The organism is Candidatus Brocadia sp., assembly GCA_021646415.1.
Lineage (GTDB): Bacteria > Planctomycetota > Brocadiia > Brocadiales > Brocadiaceae > Brocadia.
On the sequence record SOEU01000004.1, the window covers coordinates 75,900 to 98,194 of the forward strand.

Annotated in this window: 17 protein-coding genes and 3 pseudogenes; 3 read left to right on the top strand and 17 right to left on the bottom strand. The window is 42.8% G+C overall.

Going from position 1 to position 22,295, the window contains the following annotated elements; all coding sequences use genetic code 11:
- Positions 1-87: 87 nt before the first annotated feature.
- Positions 88-867 (top strand): phosphate ABC transporter ATP-binding protein, encoded by a 780-nt coding sequence (gene pstB, locus E3K36_05135; protein MCF6154632.1) that lies wholly within the window; start codon positions 88-90, stop codon positions 865-867.
- 274 nt (positions 868-1,141) lie between these two features.
- Positions 1,142-1,807 carry a phosphate signaling complex protein PhoU gene (gene phoU, locus E3K36_05140; protein ID MCF6154633.1) on the top strand — a complete coding sequence of 222 codons (666 nt, stop codon included), beginning with the start codon at positions 1,142-1,144 and terminating at the stop codon, positions 1,805-1,807.
- Between the two features lie 379 nt (positions 1,808-2,186).
- On the opposite strand, the pseudogene E3K36_05145 reads toward phoU, so the two are convergent.
- From E3K36_05145 to E3K36_05205, 13 genes and pseudogenes are all read right to left on the bottom strand, one after another.
- Positions 2,187-3,572 (bottom strand): annotated as a pseudogene (locus E3K36_05145) (porin).
- Positions 3,573-4,056: 484 nt separating this feature from the next.
- A complete protein-coding gene (pstB, locus tag E3K36_05150; protein ID MCF6154634.1) occupies positions 4,057-5,070 on the bottom strand; it encodes a phosphate ABC transporter ATP-binding protein in 1,014 nt (337 codons plus the stop codon).
- Between the two features lie 13 nt (positions 5,071-5,083).
- Complete coding sequence (pstA, locus tag E3K36_05155) at positions 5,084-5,935, bottom strand: phosphate ABC transporter permease PstA (protein ID MCF6154635.1); 852 nt, start codon at positions 5,933-5,935, stop codon at positions 5,084-5,086.
- Between the two features lie 229 nt (positions 5,936-6,164).
- Positions 6,165-7,091: a phosphate ABC transporter permease subunit PstC gene (pstC, locus tag E3K36_05160; GenBank protein ID MCF6154636.1), complete on the bottom strand. Its 927-nt coding sequence runs from the start codon at positions 7,089-7,091 to the stop codon at positions 6,165-6,167.
- Positions 7,088-7,960 carry a hypothetical protein gene (locus tag E3K36_05165; GenBank protein ID MCF6154637.1) on the bottom strand — a complete coding sequence of 291 codons (873 nt, stop codon included), beginning with the start codon at positions 7,958-7,960 and terminating at the stop codon, positions 7,088-7,090. The genes pstC and E3K36_05165 overlap by 4 nt, the downstream gene beginning before the upstream one ends.
- Before the next feature lie 47 nt (positions 7,961-8,007).
- Positions 8,008-8,409, bottom strand: a pseudogene (locus tag E3K36_05170) (pyridoxal-phosphate dependent enzyme).
- Positions 8,410-9,105: 696 nt separating this feature from the next.
- Positions 9,106-9,339, bottom strand: coding sequence for a hypothetical protein (locus E3K36_05175; protein MCF6154638.1), 234 nt, complete (start codon positions 9,337-9,339; stop codon positions 9,106-9,108).
- Positions 9,340-9,416: 77 nt separating this feature from the next.
- Positions 9,417-10,382: a phosphate ABC transporter substrate-binding protein gene (locus tag E3K36_05180; protein MCF6154639.1), complete on the bottom strand. Its 966-nt coding sequence runs from the start codon at positions 10,380-10,382 to the stop codon at positions 9,417-9,419.
- A gap of 27 nt (positions 10,383-10,409) precedes the next feature.
- On the bottom strand, positions 10,410-12,065 hold the full coding sequence (locus tag E3K36_05185) for a hypothetical protein (protein MCF6154640.1): 1,656 nt from the start codon (positions 12,063-12,065) through the stop codon (positions 10,410-10,412).
- A gap of 110 nt (positions 12,066-12,175) precedes the next feature.
- Entirely contained in the window at positions 12,176-12,373 is a 198-nt protein-coding gene (locus E3K36_05190; GenBank protein ID MCF6154641.1) for a DUF2292 domain-containing protein, read from the bottom strand.
- Between the two features lie 641 nt (positions 12,374-13,014).
- Positions 13,015-14,000, bottom strand: a pseudogene (locus E3K36_05195) (IS4 family transposase).
- A gap of 572 nt (positions 14,001-14,572) precedes the next feature.
- Entirely contained in the window at positions 14,573-15,238 is a 666-nt protein-coding gene (locus tag E3K36_05200) for an ABC transporter ATP-binding protein (protein ID MCF6154642.1), read from the bottom strand.
- Positions 15,235-16,383: an ABC transporter permease gene (locus E3K36_05205; protein MCF6154643.1), complete on the bottom strand. Its 1,149-nt coding sequence runs from the start codon at positions 16,381-16,383 to the stop codon at positions 15,235-15,237. Before E3K36_05205 ends, E3K36_05200 begins: the two co-directional genes overlap by 4 nt.
- A 443-nt stretch (positions 16,384-16,826) precedes the next feature.
- On the opposite strand from E3K36_05205, the gene E3K36_05210 reads away from it, so the two are divergent.
- The gene (locus E3K36_05210) at positions 16,827-17,999 is read left to right on the top strand and encodes a hypothetical protein (GenBank protein ID MCF6154644.1); all 1,173 of its coding nucleotides are present in this window, start codon (positions 16,827-16,829) and stop codon (positions 17,997-17,999) included.
- A 267-nt stretch (positions 18,000-18,266) separates the two neighbouring features.
- Here E3K36_05210 and E3K36_05215 read toward each other — a convergent pair whose 3' ends face one another.
- From E3K36_05215 to E3K36_05230, 4 genes are all read right to left on the bottom strand, one after another.
- The gene (locus tag E3K36_05215) at positions 18,267-19,043 is read right to left on the bottom strand and encodes a DUF3786 domain-containing protein (GenBank protein MCF6154645.1); all 777 of its coding nucleotides are present in this window, start codon (positions 19,041-19,043) and stop codon (positions 18,267-18,269) included.
- A 114-nt stretch (positions 19,044-19,157) separates the two neighbouring features.
- A complete protein-coding gene (locus tag E3K36_05220) occupies positions 19,158-19,649 on the bottom strand; it encodes a rubrerythrin family protein (protein ID MCF6154646.1) in 492 nt (163 codons plus the stop codon).
- Positions 19,650-19,706: 57 nt separating this feature from the next.
- Positions 19,707-20,528 carry a glutamate racemase gene (gene murI, locus E3K36_05225; GenBank protein MCF6154647.1) on the bottom strand — a complete coding sequence of 274 codons (822 nt, stop codon included), beginning with the start codon at positions 20,526-20,528 and terminating at the stop codon, positions 19,707-19,709.
- Positions 20,529-20,534: 6 nt separating this feature from the next.
- Positions 20,535-22,175 (bottom strand): NAD+ synthase, encoded by a 1,641-nt coding sequence (locus tag E3K36_05230; protein ID MCF6154648.1) that lies wholly within the window; start codon positions 22,173-22,175, stop codon positions 20,535-20,537.
- Between the last annotated feature and the right edge of the window lie 120 nt (positions 22,176-22,295).

Genomic DNA, 22,295 nt, shown 5'->3' on the forward strand with positions numbered 1-22,295 from the left:
CGCGACAAAACAATCTCAAACGAGGATTGTTTTGCTATCACTCGCATGACAATCGCATGCCAACTTATTTGAGACGTTCACCATACTATGGAAAATGAGAGAACAGAAGTCCCGGAACCGATCGTTAATATCATAGACCTGGTCCTTTATTATGGCAAGATTAAAGCATTGAAAGGGATCTCTCTGGAGATCCCAAAGAAGAAAATTACTTCTTTTATCGGTCCGTCCGGGTGCGGGAAGTCCACATTAATCCGGTGTTTAAACCGTCTGAACGATCTTATAGAAAGCGTGACAATTGAGGGGAGTATCAAAATAGACGGCAGGGATATCTACGATCCCGCAATTGATGTTACTGAGCTCAGAAGAAGGGTTGGCATGGTCTTTCAAAAGCCTAATCCTTTTCCAAAAACCATTTATGAAAATGTAATATTTGGTCCCAGGATTGTGGGGATTAAGAAAAGGGGTGTACTGGACGAAATTTGCGAAAAGGCGCTGAAAAAGGCAGCCCTCTGGGAAGAAGTAAAAGAGAGGCTCCATACGAATGCCCTCGACCTTTCCGGCGGCCAGCAACAGCGAATTTGTATTGCCAGGGCGATAGCCATGGAACCCGAGATTATCCTCCTTGACGAACCATGCTCCGCCCTCGACCCCATTGCCACAGCCAAGATAGAGGATATGCTCGTGGAACTCAAAAAGGATTATACCGTTATCATTGTCACTCATAATATGCAGCAAGCAGCCAGGATATCGGACTTCACAGGCTTCTTTATGCTTGGAGAACTTGTTGAGTTTAACGTTACCACCGGGATATTCACGAACCCACGGGAAAAACAGACGGAAGACTATATTACGGGCAGGTTTGGGTAAATTTGCTGTAAGAAGTTTCCTGCTGGACGCGGATGAACGCAGATAGATACGTATGTTTATAGTAGAGGTTTAAGATTTTAAACCCCTAACACGAATGGATCGGAAGAGACAAAATCCGAAGCACGAAATTTGTGAGCTAACCCTGTCAGGGTTTAAAACCCTGACAGGGTTAATATTCATATTTTTGCTAAAAATGTCAAAATATTTTTTATAAGATATATTATGTATCTGTGAAAATCTGTGTCCTGTTTTAAAATAAAAATGAGGAGAAACCATGACACGTGAGGCCTATCACAAGGCATTAAAAAATCTTGAGGACGAAGTGCTGCAGATGGGGGAGATGGTGGCAAACGCCATAAGAAACTCTGTGGAGTCGTTACAAAAAAGGGATATAAATGCATCCAGGGAGATCATAAAGAACGATCTTCTCATAAATAAAAAACGGTTTGATATTGAAGAAAAGTGTATTTTGCTTATTGCCACACAACAACCCATGGCGGTTGATTTGAGGGAGTTGACTTCTATCTTAAGCATAGTAACGGATCTCGAACGCATGGGTGACCATGCAGAGGGGATTGCAAAGATAAACATTTTAATGGGTAGCGAGCCGTTGGTAAAGCCTCTGATAGATATTCCCAGGATGGCCGATATAGGGCTATCCATGCTTGACAAATGCCTTAAGGCATTTATTGATAGAGATACGGAGACGGCAAGACGTATCTGCAATGAGGATGATCAGGTGGATGCCCTTCATGACCAGATTTACAGGGAGCTCCTGGTACTCATGATGGAGAATCATCGGATAATCCGCATGGCTACCTATCTTACCTGGGTGTCCCACAATCTGGAACGCATTGCTGACAGGGTTACTAATATTGCAGAAAGGATTGTCTTTATGGTCACAGGGAAGATGGAAGAGATAAACGTGTCGAAGTATTAGTCTTGTTGTGATTGTTTCTGATTGTGAATAAAATCGGCTCGATTTTCAGTACCTCCATACTGATGTTGCCCAAAAAGTTTCAAAAAACGATTTTGGTATACAACATGTAGCGCGAAGTTCACTTCGCTTTACTTATAGTGTACAGGTAAAGTATGGGCAGAAATTTTTGGAGATTCCCAAAACGTTTCGGTTCAACCTACAAGATTGAACCGGCAAAAGAGTATTTCATTTTCAAGTTTCATTCTATAAAAGTAATGCTTCGGCACAGAGGTAGAGTTTTGCATGCTGCCCGGCAGAACAGTATGCTTGCCAGAGGGTTCCACTGCCTAATGATCCGCTCCATAACTGTTAAGTCTTGCACGCTTATTGGCAGTAAAAATTAAAATATCATTTGATATTGTAGTTTGAATCTGTTTTCGTTTTCATCCGTCTCTGTGGTATCAGTTACGAAGTGACTCATGTCGGCCTGTATCTTTGAGCGATGGCCCCTGAAGTAATAATTGATACCATCCGCATACTCCTTCTGGACATCATCCGGCATATCATTGTCAGGGTCAAGCAAAGAGTAACGGGCTGCAAGTTCTAGTTTTTGGGGAAGTACAAAATACCCTGCCTGGGTATAGAAACCGTCAGAAGTTATTGAGTCGCCATTATCCTCAGGGTCATTTTTCCTTATGTAATATTCACTATCCCAGGTAAACCCTCTGTATCTCATACCCAGGTCAACGTTACCCATGATGGAATCGGTATCCGCCAGCTTTCTATCTCTCTCCTTTGCATTACTGACCACAGATGCACCCATTACGGCCTTAAATTGCTCTTCATATTTCAGGTCAGTCTCATCCCAACCCGTTGCCAAATTATAAGAATTATACCATCCAAAAGGATAATACCGTGCGGTAAGCACATACAGGAGTTCATTGTCGATATTTTCATCCTTTCCGAGTACCTTTGAGGGATTCTGACCAACACCGCGGAAAACGGCTGCGTGATATTCCATATGGCCATCAAATGGTCGTCCAAAGATATCCAGGCCATAATCACGGTCCTGCTTAAAGGCATCGCTGGCAATGGACCTGTCCTGGAACAGGAGTTTAAAACCCGATGAATTCCATTGACGGTTGGCCGGTACCTTAAAATACCCGGTCTTTATATTTAATTCCTCCAGGGGTGACCACCAGACATAATAATCCCTCAGATTTACCTCAAAGCTGTCGCCATCGATTTCCACGTAATAATTCACATCCTTGCTATAGATATTACCACCAAAGCAGAGTCTTGCCCTGCGCACATCGATATCGGTTTTATCGGGTTCGTCAAAATCATGGTCATTGTCTCTATAGGTAAATCGTGTCTGGAATCTGAAACCCATATTGAAAGAATAATTTCCATCTCGTGTTTGAAAACCTATCGAGGCCTTTTCCTTGTCGAGCAGGTAGTAACCGTTAACAGGTACATCTTTGCCAGGCAAGCCTAATCCCAATTTTTCGCGCGCCTCATCCGATGCGAGGTAGTTTCCTACCTCTTGCTTTACTTCTTCTTTTATTTCTTCTTCGGTAACTATTGCAGATTTTTCACTAACCTTTTCGATGCGATTTTTTAATTCCAGGATTTGCTCTTGTTGTTTTGAAGTGGATGCTACCAATTGCTGTATCAGCTCCTGTTGCTTTATAAATGCCTCTTCCATCTGCTTTAACTGTTTTTTCAAATTATCTGTTTCGCTTTCAGATGACTCATGAGTTTGTTCAGCCTCCTGCGAAAACACTTCCAGCAGTTTCCCATGTGAATAAGTAATGAAAAATACGATTACCGGCAGCAAAACTGTTTTACACAAACTTCTGACCATCCCATTCTCCTTTATTTCTGTATTTCTTCTTATTTTCAAACGCTCCAATTCCTTATTTTTACAATGCCGACGATTCTTTAAAATTGAGCAAGTGCCAAAGCGTTATATCATAAAAGACATAACAAAATCAAGAAGTTTATCCGTTTTATTCTACTAGTATTTAAAAAGATTCCTTACATCAAAGCTACGTATTATTCTACTAGTATTTAAAAAGATTCCTTACATCAAAGCTACGTAACCCTTAAATAGTGAGTCAAATAGCCAAAGAATAAGACATTGCGAAAGTATCATGGGATGATTTTCGAAGGAAGCTAGCGAAAAAACTTACCGAACAATGCAAAACTCTTTAAAATAAGTATCTTACAGCTTATTTATTCCTCCTTACTCAGCAGTGAACAACTGCTTATATTGTATAGATGCCTTCCCGCTTTTGAATGAAAATTTCCCAGTCTGTTTGGTTAATCCTCTTTACTTCAAGAATCTTGTGCCCTTCGAATTCCATGGCTTTTGGCACCTCGTTTACGGCTACTTCGTAATCAACTACGACCTTCAAAACCTGACCGTGTTTCAACTCCTCTAAAGCGAGTTTTGCCTTTACAAAATTATCAGGACAGACGGTCGCCTTTAAATTCAATTCTTTATCAATGGTAAGTTCTTCAATAAATTCTCCGTTAATGTAGTTTTGAGTTTTTACATATTTTGGGTTCTTAAGAACTTGCACAGTTGGACCATGTTCAATGAGATTGCCTAAATATAGAAAGATAACATAGTCGGCGAGTCTTTCCGCTTGTCTTAAGTTATGGGTGACGAGTACAATCGTATATTGGTTTTTGAGTTCCAGGAATCGTTGTTCGATGCGTTCGGCGGAAAGAGGGTCTAGGGCCGAAGTGGGCTCGTCTCCTAAAATGACCTCGGGCTCAACGGCCAAACCCCTTGCCAGGCAAAGTCTTTGCTGTTGACCAATGGATAGTCTTGTGGCAGAGCCGTGCAGTCGGTCTTTTACTTCATTCCAAAGGCTTGACACTTTTAGATAGCATTGAACAATACCATCCAATTTCTTCTTATTCCTTACACCGTGTATCCTTGGGCCATAAGCAACATTTTCATAAATAGACATCGGCAAAATCTGTGGTCTCTGTAAAAGCAGCCCCATCTTTTTTCTCAGGTGCGTAATTTCAACCCTGGGATCATAAATATCTTCACCGTCGACTAATACTTGGCCACTAACCCGAATTTCATCTTGCAGGTCAATTATTCTATTTAACGACTTTAATAAAGTCGTCTTACCGCAGCCCGAAGGCCCAATGATAGCCGTAATTTTTTTATCAGGGATATCAATACTAATATTATTCAATACTTGAGTCTCTCCGTAAAAGACACTCAGGTTTTTAACGCTTATATGAGTCTTATTTTCCATGAATTCTTTTCTCCTATTTGACAATGCGTTTGCTAAATTTCTTTGACAAGATCCTCGACAATATACTTATCAGGAAAATTATCCCGGTTAATACCAACGCCGAGGCATAACCGCGTTCTTGTACCTCAGGGAACGGTGTGCCTAGTTGGAAAAATATTGCCAGTGGTAGTGTTGCTACGGGTTTAAAGAACGAATAAGGCAAAGAGTCTGTGAAACTAGCCGTAAATAATACTGCTGCAGCATCACCGATACCCCTGCCGAAGGCAATCAAAATTGCTGTAATAATCCCAGGCAATGCTTGTCTGAATATTACTTTTGCTGCGGTTTCCAACCTCGTTGAGCCTAATGCAAAAGATGCCTCTTTTAATTCTAAGGGAATCATCTTTAAGACCTCATCCATGCTCCTAGACATAATGGGAATGATTACTAAGGCCACGGTAATCATGCCGGCTAAAAGTGACGCTCTTAAGCCAAAGAATATCATCAGGGTGAAACCAAATGCCCCATAAACAATGGAAGGGATTCCCCAGAGAACGTCGAGAAAGAAACGCACAAGAAAGGCAAACCTTGACTTTCTTCTTACACATAAATTTAAGTAAAACACCAGGGGAAGACTGATAACGAGGGCCAAAAATGTCGCCCCTGTTCCCAAAACAATTGACCCCAGGATAGCATTGAGTATCCCGCCTTCTTTCCCTATGTAATACCCGCCTTTGGGTGTCTTTATGAGCATATCCAGATTTAATGCCGGAAACCCTTTTAAGAATATCGTCACCAAAATAAGGGCTAAACTTCCTACGACCACAATGGTAGAAAGTACCATGAAACAGCGGAATATATTCTCTTCTATCTTTCTTTTATTCATAATGAATACCTCCCTCTTGATTTTTGTCATTTGCTTTGCTTGTTCCCAAACTCTGTTTGGGAACACAATTGTATAGAAACTGAGTTTCTCGTCTATTACACTCCCAAACAGGAGTTTGGGAGCGAGTAAGAAAAAATTTACGATTTACGAATTACGATTTGAGATTTTAAAAATCTGAAAATCATTCGGCTTGGCTTATGACGAAATCCGAAATCCAAAATCTGAAATCCTAAATAGATTCCCTCCTTTCAATGCGAAGCAGGATTCCCCATCCAACGAGATTGAATAGGATGGATACAACCAACAAGATAAATGCCGCTAAAAGCACGGCTGCATCATATAACGGTATCGACATCATCTCGCCGTAGGTATTAGCAATGAGCGCAGGTAAAGGATATGCCGGATCAAAGATGGATTTCGGAAATGTATTAAGGGCACACCCTGCAACCATGAGTACCGCTATGGTTTCACCAAATGCACGAGACAATCCCAGAATTATTGCTGCGATAATGCCTGGCCAGGCCTTTTTTAAGATCACATGTTTTACGGTCTGCCACTTCGTTGCACCCAGAGCCAATGATGCCTCCCGTATCTCAAAAGGAACCGTTCTGATTACCTCACTGACTATGGATATAATTATAGGGCAGACCATTACTGCTAAAATGATACCACCGCTAAGGGCAGTAAAACCGGTATAATTATCAGAGGCAAACGGGAAAAAGGGCATCTTCTCACTCATGAAAGGCATGAGATAGTCACGTACAAAAGGCACGATTGCAACTACTCCCCAGACACCGTAGATAACGGGAGAAATTCCTGCAAGTAAATCAATCATTGGTTTCACAATTTCACGCACCCGTTTGTGAGAATATTCTGAAAGATATATTGCTGTTAGTATGCTTAAAGGTACGGCAATAATCATTGCAATTGAAATAACCCAGAGTGTGCCAACAATGAAACTCGACAGACCAAAATTACCCTGAGCAGGATGCCAGGTGGCAGAAAAGAGCAAATCCTTCACACTCTTTATTGCCAGAATTGGCCTGGACCTTTGATATAAACCAAAGATTATGAGAAAAGTTAAACTCAAGACAAATATACACAGAAGAAACATCACTTTTTGAGCAACAATATCTTTGAATTTCCTCGTATTCATTTCCCCTCCGGAGATGAAGATACATAATTTCTTAAAATGTTACGAACTTCCACATCTAACTCCTTCCTCCACTCTAAGTATTTTCTTGGAAAAAGTTTCTTTTCCTTCAACACTTTATATAAATAATTAATCCTGGAGATTACCATTAATTCAGCGGTTTTTGTATTATCATGAATGTATTTATCTAGCAAACTTAATATCTTATCTCGGTTTTTATAAAAGTTTTCTATCAATTCCGCAATATGTGAAATATCGTGAACAATCCAACTGCAAAAGAAACATATTGTTGAATTTGGAAAAGACAAAATATCTTCGTCTTTACTAATAATAAGGCAAGCGCTGTTATCTATAGCGTGTATCTTATTATCATCTGTAAACAATACATTTTCCAGGTGTCTGTCACTATTCCCGATCACGAAATCAAAGACCTTTAGCCGTTCATAATCTTTTCTTTGTTCACTTGTAAATCTTTCTATCTGATACCCCTCTTTAGCGTCTTGAATCCAATCCTGAGCCGAACCATTGTATCGTACATTGTTAATTGTGTCGTCAATTACCATGGTTTTCGGTACTAATCCAAGCTCCACGGCTTTGTCAATTTGAAAAACTATCGCATCGCGAATGGCGGTATCGGGATTATTGGCGCTCCAGTAATGCCGAATATCACACTTAAATATTACGGAGCTACCGTCCTCAAATGTTATTTTCTCAGGTCCCCGCAGTCCTCCCCACCACCGATCGCGGTCTATTCTAGCGATCTCCTTGCCCTTTATACTGCCAAAGATGCCAGCTTTTATCCCGTCTACAATGGTCTTATTTTGTTTATTATGTGTATCACTTTTTTCAATTACTAGGTTATGACCACTCATATTTTACTCTCTCCAAAAAACCATGATATTTTCAATGAGTTCAAACATCAAAATTCCTTAAACAAAACAGTAGACAAATATCTTTCGCCCGTGTCCGGAAATACGACCACAATCAGCTTCCCTTTGTTTTCGGGTCTTGCTGCCACCTGCAATGCCACATATGCAGCGGCTCCTGAAGAAATACCAACCAAAATGCCTTCTTCGTGTGCCAATTGCCGGGCTAATGCGAATGCCTGCTCATTTTTGACCGTAAAAATTTCATCGATTACCTTCATGTTGAGGATATCGGGGATAAACCCTGCACCAATTCCTTGTATCTTGTGGGCTCCGGGTTTCCCTCCTGAAAGCACCGGTGAATCGGCAGGCTCAACGGCAACGATCTTAAGTGACGGTTTGCGTTTCTTGATGACCTCCCCAACGCCCGTAATCGTTCCCCCTGTGCCCTCTCCTGTTTTGATAGGTACTAATAACCGGGAACGAATTTCCGGTATCTTAACCCGACACCTTGTATCGATATGTGCATCGGGAATAATAAGGGGCTCCCCGGCCGTGAATACGTGGCCTCTCAGTCCCTCGTCTGTTTTAAAGCGTGAATTCAAATGCTCATGCTGTTTATTTATCCCCATAGCGCTCTTAACAACCAATTCGTGTGTTTCCCTATCCAGGACACTAATTGTTCCATTGGATGTACGAAGCACCTTTCCAATGGATTCCAGCGCCAGATCAAAGATGTGTTGCAAGGCAGAGGGATCATTTAAAGACCAACTACTCAGAAGTTCAACGATCATGAATATATTTTCCGATAGTTTCAATTGCTCCTGAGACGCGATAAGTTCGGAATAGTAGATCTCGCATCGCGAACAATTCTTAGTCCTGGTTCTGTTTATCTGGTCTTGATTGTTATGTCCTTGTCCAAGAACATCTTTTTGTTCTTTATCTACCACCATTTTTCCCCTTTAAGAAACGTTCTTCTCTACTTCCTTGTGTAAAGAATCTTCTTTCATTTGATAATATCCCAAGCCATTTTGTAAGTTGTTCTACATGGCTCTTTCCCATTTACACATCCTTAAATCGGGCTGCCTTCGGCAGTTTTATAACAGTGTAGTGGCAAGGCGCGCCTTGCCACTACGGTTGGTTTGAAATTCCTATTTCTTGATAAATGTCTTGCCGATAGCTTGCGCGGTATCGCAATCAAATCTTTGAGAGCACAACTGACATTCAATATAGTTGTCATTTTCTCGTAAATTTGGCAAAGCGCCGCTTTCTATTCGTATCCCCATTTCAGGGGATTGCTCAATGCTCCGAAAGCTGCTTGTAAAGACCCTGAACTTCTTTTTGTTACCGCACTTGGAGCATGCAAAAAATGTATTTGATATCATGTTTCAACCTCCTTTCTGCCCTGCCCTTTCTTGACATATGAGACCTTAAAATGTTTATTGAAAGGGCGGGGCTCGTTTTACTCTAAACTTTTTAACAGCTTCTCCCTTTCTGCCTTGAGTACAGGGAGGCTTGTTCCCGCCTCATCAACAATCTTTGCGCCTTCATCGGAAAGGGCAAATTTGATAAATTCTTTCACTATGCCTTGAGGCTTACCCTTAACAAAGAAGTAATTCTTTCGTGTGGCAGGGTATCTGCCGGACCGTATGGCCTTAATCGCTGCCTCCCGGCTTTCGTAGATCTCATCGGGGTCAGCAATACCGTTTTCATTAGAGTCTATGGGGATCAATTTTATCCCTTTTAATACTTTGCCTTCGCGCGTAAAGACGAAACTGAAGTTCCCATAGCCAATACCAACGGGGTCTTTTTTTGCAGCCTCAATGACCCCCGGATCACCATAGATACCAACGCCTTTTAAGTCTTCCTGCTTTTTGTTGCCAAGGTATTTTGCCCAACTGGCAGCAGCTCCGCAAGAATCGGATCGTGTATAAACATGTACGGGTTTGCCTACTTTGTTGCCCACTACCACATCCCAACTCTCTATAATTCCCTTAATATAAAGCTCAATCAAAGTTTGCTTCTTTACGCCTTTCTTTAAAAGGCCACCAAGCGCCGGATTTTTCTCGCTTACTACAGGAAATACCGCATCATGCAGGATGTATATGGGGACGATACCCTTTTTAATCTCGGCGGGGTCGGGGTCCCGTGAGACCATCCCGATATCCACAAGGCCCGCAATGGCATCAGATGCGCCTTTGCCTGCCCCGCCGGCAGACACATCGACTTTTACCCTGGGATGCAATGCCTGGAATGCATTACCCCACGCTACTGCTGTTGGATAAATTGCCCATGCGCCTGACAGGGTTACTGTGCCTTCGAGTTCTTCCTCCACAGCGCCCACAGGTTCTTTTTCCTGAGCCGATACCAGAGCATGGCTCAAGAACAAAATACTGATGAACAACAAACCACGAATTAATCCCTTCATTTCTCTCTTCTCCTTAAAAAAACCGTATTAAAACGACAACTGAAGGCGGGTGGAGAATACCTTTTCCGTCTGACGATCTCCTCCGCCCGCCGCACCACCATCAAAATAAGTTTCCTCATAGTTGGCCATGAGCCGCGTAGCTTTGTTGAGGAACCAGTTTGCGCCCACAGTCCAGGTTCTCGCATGGTTCACCGACCTGTCAGGATCCAGGAATGCAAAAGTATCATCATCGATGTCCAACTCCGTCCAGCGCGCTGAAAGTTGCAGGGCACCCCATCCCCCATTCCGCGGATCGAAGTTTTTCCGGGGAGTTACACTCTGGAAGGTATTGTCTTCACCGGTCACCACATAAGAAGCTTGCACCTGCCAGGCAGTATTGTCTTGTCGAATGAAGCTCTCACCGCTGGCATTTTTGCCCAGCAATTCTTGCGACGACACCACGTATTCGCCCAACAATCCGAATGGCCCATAGTACCAGTAGGCTTGCGGGGAAACGCGGGTGTGGTCACCACCATCGGCGGTAAGTGAGGTAACACCGCTTCCCAGTTTCGAATAATCGACAATCGTATTTTGGCCGTTCGGGCTGGGCAAATTCGTCAGCCTTCGTGTATGTGGCTGCCCCCAACTGCTGCTCACACCGATACCCAGGCCATCGAGTATATCGACACCGCTGTACTGAAAGGGATGCGCCCAGATGCGGCCGGCGAACTCCTTATTGTCGTCGAAATCCGTTTGTTGATCAAGGGGTCCGTTGTCACCAACGCCATTGAAAACACCGAGTTGATAACTGAATAAATTTTTGAAGTTCACGTGGCTGCCGGTGTACACCGTTTTATAGCCCGGTCTGGCGAACTCGCCGTGCAGCACGATGCCGACATCGCGGTTTGGTCCCAGGTATGTGGGGTAAGCCCGCTCTAAGAATGTAAAATCGTTATCACCCTGCAAACGCTCCAGAATGATGGGCGGCTTTTGCTTCCCGACATTGAGACTGGCGAATGAGAAATAGTGGGTGTCAAGATAGGCATCGTACAAACGAGTGCCGCTGTTGCCGCCGAAATCGGGCATAATCTTGAAGTCGAAGTATCTGAACAGCGTACCTTCGAGTCGGAGACGGGCTTGTTTGAGTTCAAACCTGTCCGTCAGATTGCTGCCCGCTTCGGGCGTACGTTTATTGTCAGGTTTATCGTCTATGAAGAATTTGCCGTCAGTTTGCACTGAACCGCGCAAATTCAAGACGTGTGCGCCATCGGCTGAACTGAACCGGAGCCCGGCGCTGCCAGCTTCGATTTTCGGTGCTTTTTTGGCGGTCTCCGCGGCAAATTCCTCTCCCGCCTCCACCCTTTGCTCCAGAACCTTTATCTTTTGATCCAATGCTTTAATGTCTGGCTGCGAACCAGTCGGTACGATTGTGGATTTTTCGGCGCGAAGTCTTGTATTTTCCCGCTCGGATTCTTCCAGCCGCTGCTCAAGCGTCTCGATATGCCGTTCCAATTTTTCCAACCGTTGTTCCGATTCCTTTCTTGTCATATCCCCCCTTAGCCCGGCTGCCTTTTCTGGTGTAATCAAGTGCTTTCCTTGAAGAAGGTCGAGTAAGTCATCTGCACTAGTTTCTTCTGCATGAGATGAAGTTGTTAAAAACAAAAGGCTGATTATCAGCCAACTAAAAACGAGAAAAATTCTCATTGTTTTCCTCCTAGAACTTTCCTGCCTCCAGTTGACTGGTCAGCCTGAAATATTTACATTAATAATAAATCAATTTCACACCCACCGTTGTCGGATTGGTGTAATGTTTTCTAATCGTTTTCACCCCCTTTCGGTTTTAACGACTTTAGACCATCTAATCGAAACTTCTCCGTCTTCTCAATTTGAACTACCTTGGAATCTTGAACAGTAATTTGGACATAACCGTATTGAATGCTCTTTAGCGCTCTGAGAATCTGAGTTATGATTGCCTCATCGGTTTTCTTGTTATCAGTTAAGTTTTCATCCATTTTTAGAAACTTCCCTTTAATACATTGTCTATAAAATCTACTAAATTAGTAGACAACTAAAGAAAAAATTTTTTAATTATATAAAAAGCTTGTCCAATAGCATTAACACTACAGATTCTGTCAAAGATGTTCATGTGTCTAATGTAATCAAAAATTGTATCAATTTAGTTTTTGAAAAAACACTTTGAAAAGCTCCGTTAGGAGTAGCATATTAATTAACAGGAAAACGATTTACACCAATGTTAAGCTCTATCGGAGCTATACATTGTTTGTTTCACGTGTCGCTCCTCTGGAGCTATGATTTTGTGTATGATTCTTTTTCTATTAATATTTTGCCCCTAACGGGGCTTTAGAAATACTATTTTGATTTTTTTCAAAAAACTAAATTGTTACCAAAAATTTTATATATTAAACCCTTGCCAATAAGATGGCAGTTTCAGTTTATTTATATAAATTCTACAAAGATAGTAGATAATGTAAAAAGTTCAAGTACTTTTGTCAAACATTTTTTTAAAATTTTTCGACACCGGATCAGCATTGTCCGGTTAGGGAATTGCGAAAGAGCGTCCATGTTGTTCTTTGAGATTATGAATATCTGCCTGATGACAGGCAGGAGTTGGTAGACCAGAGTCGAGATTGCGGGCTTCGTTTTGTATTTTGATGCGCAACTCTCTGACCCTTTTAATACTCACCTTCTCCTTATGATGGTTGTAACAATAAATTGCAAGAAGCAGATAGGTTATAAGACCACCGAGTATTTGCGCCATTAATCCGTGTTCACTTCTTGCGATAAGATGATAGACTTTGAGATGTCGTTTCCACCAGCCGAAGAAGATTTCGATGTTCCATCGGAGCTTATAGACGGTTGCGATTTCTTCCGCAGAGAGGTCAAATCGGTTCGTGGCAACCCAGTATACTTTATTATCAACGCGATAGCCAATAACCCGCAATTCCTTTTCTGTTTGGTTAACTCCGGCAGTGCCAAGCAGTACAAGAGCATCATAAAAAACGATGCTGCCGGGTTTAACGATATTGGCTTTTATACAGGTCTTTTTGGTATTTTCTCTGATACGACAGACAAAGGACTTTCCTTCTGTCTGCCAGAGATCAAAATCTTTATGGCACTGGTAGTACCTGTCCATAATTCCGGTTTGACCAGGCGAAAGTATCTGTTGGACAAAGGGACGTTCATCAGCCTTGCCATCAGTGAGAAATATTTTTGACGGTATGGATTGATTAATGTCAAAGCCTATATGTACTTTGGCCTTTCTGCAATCTTTGCGATAGTCGGCCCAGTGCATGGAAAGAACCGCATCAATGAGCGAACCGTCAATAGCAACGAGATTTCCAAGCTCTGCATGTCCTTGGGCAGGATTTTAGCTGCGCTAGCCTGGAGTTGCTGGAATACATATATTAACTGTTCAAGACCGCGGGAATTTATTGCCTCGAAGAAGCTGCTCTTTTTTATTCCCTCAGGCGGTGCTATCATTTTACGGGCGAAGTCGTCTTCTTCGAGAACTTGTAGGAGATGTCGCCCTGAGGTATGTTCTTCAAGGTGGAAGAAAACTAATGACTTAAGCTGGTGTTCAAAATCCATTTGCAAAGGTCTATTTCCCCGTGCCTCAAGCGGAGGCATACTGATAAAAACGGTTTCGACAGGTTGCCATAATTCGTGAAATGAAGGTACATTTTGTTTTTTGTCGTGAGGATGAAAGGTGCACGGCATTTTTCGTAACTCCTATAGTTAAGGGTTTTTACGAAAAATTGTGCATGCACATTTTACTGATTTGTCAAGTAAAATATCTCCTCAAAACATTATTTTTTCTCGTTTTTTCTCACACTGTATTACGCAATTTCCTAACCGGACAATGCTGAAAACATCCATGATTGAAAATGCCTTTGTGACAGTATGTAGTGGCAATTCACGAATTGCCACTACAGTGCATGATAACCACAATTATTGCTGGAATTTTTCAAAAAACTAAACTGTTACGTACCAAGTAATAGCGAACGGCCGAAACTTGAGCTTGCGATAAAGAGTCCAGCGATGATCGGTGATGCAAAATCAACCGTCGTATAGACTTTATATCCTTCACAGACATCATCATTTTTGACGGTTATATAAAGGCATGAACATCAGCAAAAACCTCAGATCGGGATGTTGCATAAAGCAAAAATTCGTGTTCATTCGTGGCCAAACTAATACCCAATTCTGCCGTTTTTCATTTTGATGGTTACGTCGGCAATCTTTTCAAAAGAAGTATCGTGGGTAGCAATGAGGATGGTTACTCCTCGTGCTTTTAGTTCGCTCAGAAAATTTAGTATATGCGCGCTGGTTTCGTCGTCGATATTTGATGTGGGTTCGTCCGCAATAATAATTTCAGGATTATTTATCAGCGCCCGTGCGATAGCCACCCGCTGCTGCTGCCCTCCGCTGAGTTCCTCAGGGGTATGGTCTAACCGGTCGCCAAGTTCCATCTTTTCTAAAAGGAATTTTGCCCTTTCAAAACGTCCTTTGAAACCGATCCCTAATGGGATAAGCGGATAAGCGACATTCTCCCAACTGGTAAGCCTTGGGATCAGATGAAAATCCTGAAAGATAAAGCCGATCTTTTCACGCCGCAGCCGTGCAAGGGCAATATCGGAAAACGAGGTGATTTCCTCTCCATACATGAACACCTTACCCGCAGTAGGTCTGTCCAGAGTACCAATAATATTCAGCAGGGTAGTCTTTCCTGAGCCAGATGGACCGTTGAATACCACAAAGCTGTTTTTTGAAATGTTTACGGTAATATCATATAAAGCGCGTACCTCATAATGTGAATGCAGTCTATAAGATTTATACAGATTCTCTGTTCTTATCATTGCATCGACACAACCGGTGATACCGTTGATGCCCTCCATGAAGAATAGACACTGCCAACCATAGTCAGGAGAAAGGCGAAGAAAAAACTCAGGAGGCACGGTAAGGGGAGAAACTGTGCAGGGAGAGTAAATTTGGGCAACATGGTCACCTCCGCAATAAAAAATTGTGCAATAAAAGCACCATTAAAACCCTTGACCCAAAGGATGGATAGCACTATGGCAATGGTAGCCCCCAACAAACTGATGAGTAACTGTTCAAAGGAAATGAGTTCTAATACCTCCAGGGTATGCCACCCCGTAGCCTTCATAATACCGATTTCCTTTTTTCGCTCAGATAACCCAAAACCAGACGCAACCAGGATAGCTGGAACTCCTAATGCAAAGGCAACGATATATAACGCACTAAAGATACCTTCCTTGAGCATAAACCCCTTTTTAAAATACAGTTCTATCATATGTTTATCTTGTAGCCGGTAGGCTTCATTCTGAAAGATGTCATACAAATCTGTAGCAATTTCTGAATTATGCCCCGGCAGGCTGTGAATTTGTATATCGGTAGCGACACCCTGTTTGCCAAACAGTTCTCCCGCATCATTGAACGACATGAATATCATAGATGCCCCCCAGATACTGGAGTCTGAAGAAAAGAAACCTACAACAGTAAAGGTCTTCCGTTGCTGGCAGCGCATGCTAAACTGGTCACCGATATTAAGCTGGAAATGCCTCGCCAGTTCATGGCCCACAACCACCTCATTCGCATTTTCAAAAATCCTGCCTGAAACACAGGATATGGACTCAGGGATATCTTCTTTATTAAGACCAACGATGACCGTCAGTTTATTTTGCAAAAACCCCCTACCAATAATTCGGGGTATCACCTTTGTTACCCCAAAGATTTTTTTAATCTCGTCCAGATATTTTAATGGAATGGCTGAATTTCGGCCAAATTCATCAAATGTCAGATAGAGATCCGCACCGGCATTTACGGAGATGAGTGATTGAGCACGTACCCCCTCCGAAATGGCAATAGCAGTAATAAACGGTGTAAGGATGGCAATAATACAAAGGCAGACGACAATAGTCTTTGTCCTGTGACGCAACAAATTTTCAGTTGCCAGAAGAAGTAAATTACTATGTTTGCTCATAATACGTTTATATCGTTATATTCACTAAGAACGTTTTCAGTTCAACAGAAACCCTTTTTTGTGATATATACTGAATTGATGAAAGGTTGTTTATTTTTCCTTATACTGGTTCATCCTGAGCATGTCAATAGATGGACGGCAATAAATCAAAACAAAATCTTCATTTCTCGTACCTTCATGTGTATTTTATTTAATTGTATACACATTATCAAACGTTATATTGAAAAAAAACATCTTCAGGTATCTCCTGTAATCATGCTGATTTTAGGTTGACACGCGCTATTTCATGAGATACTATGCTGAAGATTAAGGAATATTGATTTTATACAATTTGCAGAATGTATCGGCGCTCTCTTGTGAATGTCACAAGAAAGTTGGTATAACGGTTTGCCTTGTAAATTTCCCGGTCGCTCACTAATCAAGCATGTCATTATGCGGAAACAATGAAGAACTATCACGTACCCACCATCACTGAAGTCGATCGAATCTCTGCAATTCAGGACCCGATCCTGCGCAATCTGCAGATCACACAGTGCTATCACGAATTGTCCGCAGTACTTTCGGAACGAACGGGTCTGAGTGCTAACTGGTGCACGTTCGCAACCTGGGCATCCAAGCAAGCCGGGCAGACAATTCGCAAAGAGGACCTCGTGCAATCACTGGAAAACATACTCGATAGAGAGCCCATAGTAACACAGGCAGTCAGGGATATCGCCACACTCGCACAACAAGCCGGCGCAAGACGAGACATCCGGGAGATACAGGAAACAGTGCGGGATATCTTGAATCCTTTCTTGGCAATTGATCGGGCAGGCAATGTGGTGGGCAGAGGCAATAAAAAGGTCTTTGAAGAAATCGGCCGCGAATTTGCCCGCTTCTTTTCAATGTGCCTGCACGACGAAACGTTCGATGCCGGTAAGATAGGACGTTTCTGCGATGAACTGCGGCCCGGCGATCCGCCCGATGGACAAAGATATTTGAGCCAGGCATTCACGCGGCACTATCAGTCGTTCTTCGAAGACGATGCTAAAAAGCGTGCAGAACTCAGGCTGCTGGCCAATATTGAAATCGGTTTTCATGAACAGACGCGATTACAGCCAGAGATTGCAGAAGCCCTTAATGCTGCCATCACGGATCACCGGCAGTTCGCCCATCTCCTCATAAAGGCTATTTTCACCTCCAGAGGATGGCTTGCACTGGTACAACGACTTTTTACACGACTGCTTGGCAGGCTGAAGCCATTCGAAGCGGCGATCAACACGCTCATTACCACCGCACGACAAAAGGCCCGGCTGGTTATCACTGAACACTTGATGACCATTAGCCTGCCACACGAGCGGTTACGGTTGGGCAAAGACCTGAACGCGGAGTTTCCCGTTTTACTGAAAGAGATAACAAACCCCGATCTGCGTGCCCTGCTTGATCGGATCGACCCGACACCTGACAGCCTGAACGAAACCGGTGCAGTTGATTGGGCTGATCTGCCAGATCGATTACACTTTATCATCGACCTGTTCCGATGTTATCAGGAGTCGCAGTATCTCTTCGAGCCACCCTTCACCCCCGAACAGGTTACTGCACTGAAAGCCGGTCACATACCCGGCGGCCAGTTGTGAGTATTTGATTCCGTCCAATCGGCATGGTTTATTCATAGAAACCTTATACCGGAGCACAGTCACGACCAAACCAACCACCTTTGTTCCACACCTTCGCAAGGCAACGTCAATGAATTAAGATAATGTGTCGCCCTTTCAGGGCTATAAATATTATTAAATATTTATTCCAGGGCTGTCGCTCGGACTTTACTTCAAAGAGAAAATCGCTTTTGCCTTAATTCAATAACATTTTCTTGCGAAGGAGGGAAAAAGGAGAAAGAGGAGTGGTTATAACTTGACAAATACTTCAACAAATCTTTCCACAAGATAGGCAAGGTATTCAATGTCAATGTAAGCCTCAGCGCTACTGTCCAGAAAGAGCTTGCAACTCGCCGGAAACTCTTCATCGGCCTCCCAAAAGCATAAATATAAGGGTATGCGTGGCAAGAGGTTAAAACGACAGATATAATCGGCCTTCATTTTGCCCTGGCTTTCCAGCCCTCCTAGTTCTTTACACCGTTCCTTCAGGCCATTCATATTCTTGTTGAAGGTTGTCGCGATCTTCTCTTCAGCACTGCGTTGAAATGCCTTTACATGCGAGGCAGTATTAGGGAAATATCCCAGCGTGACCCAATCACCTGTTAAAGGCTTATTTCCCTTCCTGCGTATATAATCATAGATTATGATTTTTGACCACGAATCGTGACAATACGCACCATTTTCAAATAAACCCTCTTTGCACATCTCGTAAAGTTTGTTCATCATGGTAAGCCGTATCGTTTCCTGGCCATTTTTAGCTTCAAAATTGCCGCCGATGGCATGAGCCGACTCTTTGAAGTCAGTATGTTTGGCCGCAACTTCTAATTCATTACTTACACGTTCGTAGTTATCATCCATGGTGACTGTGGCTTTCTGGGGAACGGATTCCACATTTTCTTTGGCAATATAAGGACAATCCCATATCTTGAGTTGTGCATTTTTTACCTTAAGTGCAAAGGCCATGCAGGTAGGTACACCACATTTACCGCAATTTGTCTTGGGTAGTTTTTTATATATCTCAATCATTAGATTTTTTAAAGCGTTCAGCCACCAGTGGTCAGTATTCGACTTTTGCCTGATTGCTGATGGCTGATGCTAACTGCTTAAGGTTTTTTGTTCATCCGCCTGAGCCAATGCCTGCTAGCTAATCTTTGTAAACATGGACTTGGATGCGCCGCAGATAGGGCATTTATCCGGTACGGTCTTTTCAACCGTATTTCCACAGACCTGGCAAACATAGTAATCCATAGTCTCATTCTTTCCCAAATCTTGTAATGCCTTTTGATAAAGACCGGCATGGATCTTCTCTACTTTACTGGCAATCTCAAAGCTCTGCAGGGCCTGTTTGTTTCCCTCTTTCCCGGCCTCCTCAATCATTTGCGGGTACATCTTGGTAAACTCGTGCGTTTCTCCACCAATGGCCTCCTGGATATTTTCTTTTGTACTCTTAATACCTCCCATTACCCTCAAATGGTTATGGGCGTGCACAGTTTCGGCCTCGGCTGCAGCACGGAAAAGCTTCGCTACCTGCTGAAAACCCTCTTCGTCCGCCTTTTTAGCGAAGGCGAGATATTTTCTGTTGGCCTGCGATTCACCCGCAAAGGCATTCTTCAAATTATCCATTGTCGACATATTGATTCTCCCCTCTTTTTATTAAATTTTATCAAATAAAGCATCACGAGAAAATGGCTACTCGCAGATAATCCCCTCATTTTGTAATAACCGTTTGCACTTCGTTATCATCACCTCCCTTTCGTTTCCGGAGATATAAAACCTTACCTTCGCTCTTAAAGGAATCTTATGGGTTTCTTTTGCTGCCTCGTCACTCAGCAGACATTCGCTTTGAAGAGCTTTCCGTAAATGTCTGGCTGTCCCACAATTCCCATCTATAATAGCAATTTTGCATCCTACCGTATTCACAATTTCTTTTTTTATTAAGACATAGTGAGTGCAACCCAGGACGATGGCTGAAATACTTTCTTTGTTTACCGGAGAAAATATGTGAAAAAGATATTCTTTAATCTCGCTTCCATGGGAATGATCACGTTCAATGATCTCCACAAGTCCTGCGCACGGGAACGGAACGATCTCGACACGATGTTTGTAATGACACGCCAACCCTTTAAATTTATTACTTTTTAACGTAACGGGGGTAGCCATAACGAGAATTTTTCCCGCAAGTCCCAGTTCCACAGCTGGTTTTAGTGCAGGTTCCATACCGATTACGGGGAAGGGATACATCTTCCGAATCTCATTAATCGCAACGCTTGTAGCTGTATTACATGCGACGACCAGGGACTTTATGCCTACAAGGGATAGGAATTCAGCTGCCTTTATGGATAAAGAACGAACAACATCTTCCGGCTTGGTCCCGTAAGGGGAATGGAGCGTATCTGCAAAATAAACAAACTCCTCGCAAGGAAGTATCCTGATTATCTCGGCAAGGACAGAGATCCCTCCAATGCCGGAATCGAAGATTCCGATTGGCAATTGGGTTCCTGGGTTTTCCATTCAATTTTAGCACATAAAATTATGGGCAATGGGCATTCGTCTGCCTGATCCAAATGCCTTGGAAGTTACTTTGATACCAGGGGCTGCCTGTCGCCTCTTGTATTCATTCCTGTTTACCTTTCTGATAATCTCACGCACAACCTTTTCATCAAACCCCATCCGAATAATTTCGTCAATTCCCCTGGCATCTTCCACATATGCCTTCAGGATACCATCCAGTACATCGTAAGGGGGTAAACTGTCCTGATCGAATTGATCCGGTTTCAATTCGGCTGAAGGAGGCTTGGTGATAGAATCCAGCGGAATAATTTCTTTTTCCCGATTTATATACCTGGCCAGTTCATAAACCATCGTTTTGGGGACATCGGAGATCAGGGCAAATCCGCCACTCATGTCTCCATACAATGTACAATAGCCTACGGCCAGTTCCGACTTATTTCCCGTTGTCAGAACAAGGTATCCATACTTGTTAGAGAGTGCCATCAGAATATTGCCTCGGATGCGTGCCTGAAGATTTTCTTCGGTAATACCAAAGGAGAGTCCTTTGAATTCTGTCTGCAGGGTTTTCTGATATGTTTCAAATACGTCTTTAATGGGTATGACCTTGTAAGCAATACCCAGATTCTGAGAAAGCTTCGCGGCATCATCGATACTGCTTTGCGAAGAAAACTGGGATGGCATGAGCACCCCGATGACATTTTTATTGTCCAGGGCTTCTACGGCCAGCGCGGCGGTTACGGCAGAATCGATCCCCCCGCTGAGGCCAATGACCACTTTCTTAAAGCCGCACTTTATGACATAATCCTGGAGTCCGGTAATTAAGGCCATATGAACGGTTTGGATAGGGGAATAGGTCTTAGGTTGCACTTGTACCGCCTCGTTTTCAATATCGACCACCATCAAGTCCTCTTCAAAGGTAGCAGCTTGGGCAATAAGTTTGCCCTGGGCATTTATTACGACACTGTTTCCATCGAAGACGAGATCATCATTTCCTCCCACCTGATTTACATAGATAAAAGGGATTTTATATTTCACAGCATCATGAATGAGCATGCGCAATCGTATCTTGTCATGCTTCTCCACGGTAAAGGGCGATGAAGAAATATTTATCATGACATTCGCCCCGTAAGAGATCAGGTTCTCGATGGGGTCTATCTCATATAAGGGGCGTGGCCAAAACTCTTCGTCATTCCATATATCTTCACAGATAGATATACCCAATATGGAGTCCATAAATTTTACCGGAGAAATCGTATGTGCCGGCTCAAAGTAACGGCATTCATCAAAGACATCATATGTCGGCAGGAGTGACTTGTGATGGACAGAAACAATTTTGTGGTCTTGAATAAATGCCGCCGCATTATGGACAAACTTACCATGCCGTCGTTTGTTTCTGTCGACGAAGCCTACAATGGCAGAAATACCATATACGCGGCTGGCTATTGTGTCGAGAGTTTTCAGGTTCTCATCGATAAACGCGGGAATGTCCAGAAAATCCTTTGGAGGGTAGCCCGTAACAGCTAATTCCGGAAAAACGATAAGATCGGCACTTTTGCTCCTGGCACGTTCAATGTACGAGCATATCTTTTCGGCATTTTTCTGAAAGTCGCCTACGGTTTGATTAATCTGTGCCAGCGCAATTTTCATGGCTCTTAATTTAATATGTAATTTTATCTTTAGCAAACAAATTTTATTCTTTTGGATTGATTTTAGCACAAAATTAGCACAAATTATGACACAAGAATTTACCATATAACCTTGCATAAA